The organism is Rhizobacter sp. P1_G5 (assembly GCF_056405435.1).
On the sequence record NZ_JBFUCB010000988.1, the window covers coordinates 1 to 1,359 of the forward strand.

The window sequence follows — 1,359 nt, forward strand, 5'->3', positions numbered from 1 at the left end:
GGAACACGCGACCCGGATCCTGCGCCATCGAGATCGAGCCCGGCACGTTGTGCGAACGGCTGTTGCCGTGCGACGCGCGCTGCGAGCTGAAGTTGTGGCGCTTGATGGTGCCCGTGAAGCCCTTGCCGATGGAGGTGCCTTGCACGTCCACGAGCTGGCCCACGGCAAACGTCGTCACCGGAACCTGCGCGCCGGGCTTGAAGCCTGCGACGACGTCGGCGGTGACGCGGAATTCCTTGAGGACTTCACCGGCTTCGACACCCGCTTTCGCAAAGTGGCCGGCTGCCGGCTTGATGACGCGCGACGCTTTGCGCGTGCCGAACGCCACTTGAATGGCGTTGTAGCCGTCGGTGGCTTCGGTCTTGACCTGGACGACACGGTTGTTCGACACATCGAGCACCGTCACGGGAACAGCATCGCCGTCGTCCGTGAAGATGCGCATCATGCCCACCTTGCGGCCCAGCAAACCGAGATGTTCGCTAAGACTCATGAATATTCTCCAGCCCCCGCACCACCCCCAACAACTGGGAGCGCTTGGAAGCCTTTGTTTGACATGCCCGACATCGATTGGCCGGGCTGACTTGGTGGCAACTCGCCCCGGAGGGCGAATGCCGAACCGACCCGTCAGGGCCGGCTACTGAAATCGGCCCACAAGGAGCCGATTACTTCGGAAAGCCTGCGATTCTAGCCAGCTGCGGCGAAAGCCGCAACCACTTCCTCGCAGGCCTGGCCGATTACTGCAGCTTGATCTCGACGTCGACGCCGGCCGGCAGGTCGAGCTTCATCAGCGCGTCCACGGTCTTGTCGGTCGGATCGACGATGTCCATCAGGCGCTGATGGGTGCGGATTTCGAACTGGTCGCGCGAGGTCTTGTTGACGTGCGGCGAACGCAGGATGTCGAAACGCTGCATGCGAGTCGGCAGGGGCACCGGGCCCTTGACGATCGCGCCGGTGCGCTTCGCGGTGTCGACGATCTCCAACGCCGATTGGTCGATCAGCTTGTAGTCAAACGCCTTCAGGCGAATGCGGATCTTTTGCTTGGTGGCCATAGCGGTTTCCTAAAAGAGCGTGCGGTCCTCGCGGACCGCGAAATCGATGGAGGGAGAGTGGCCGGCGGGCACGATGCAGAAGCACCCCGCCCGGCCGACCGGTGGCTCCACCTTATTCGAGGATCTTGGCGACGACGCCGGCGCCGACGGTGCGGCCGCCTTCACGGATGGCGAAGCGCAGGCCTTCTTCCATCGCGATCGGGGCGATCAGCTTCACCGTGATGCTCACGTTGTCGCCAGGCATCACCATTTCCTTGTCCTTCGGCAGCTCCACCGCGCCCGTCACGTCCGTCGTGCGGAAGTAGAACTG

At 63.4% G+C, this 1,359-nt stretch carries 3 protein-coding genes; all 3 read right to left on the reverse strand.

Annotated elements, in window-relative coordinates:
* Positions 1-490: 50S ribosomal protein L3 (rplC, locus tag AC1D12_RS33410; RefSeq protein ID WP_477845386.1), on the reverse strand; the 490-nt coding region annotated here is incomplete at its 3' end.
* A 244-nt stretch (positions 491-734) separates the two neighbouring features.
* Positions 735-1,049, reverse strand: coding sequence for a 30S ribosomal protein S10 (gene rpsJ, locus AC1D12_RS33415; RefSeq protein ID WP_047506357.1), 315 nt, complete (start codon positions 1,047-1,049; stop codon positions 735-737).
* Between the two features lie 112 nt (positions 1,050-1,161).
* Positions 1,162-1,359, reverse strand: a 198-nt coding sequence (locus AC1D12_RS33420) for an EF-Tu C-terminal domain-related protein (protein ID WP_477845387.1), incomplete at its 5' end; no start/stop codon positions are given.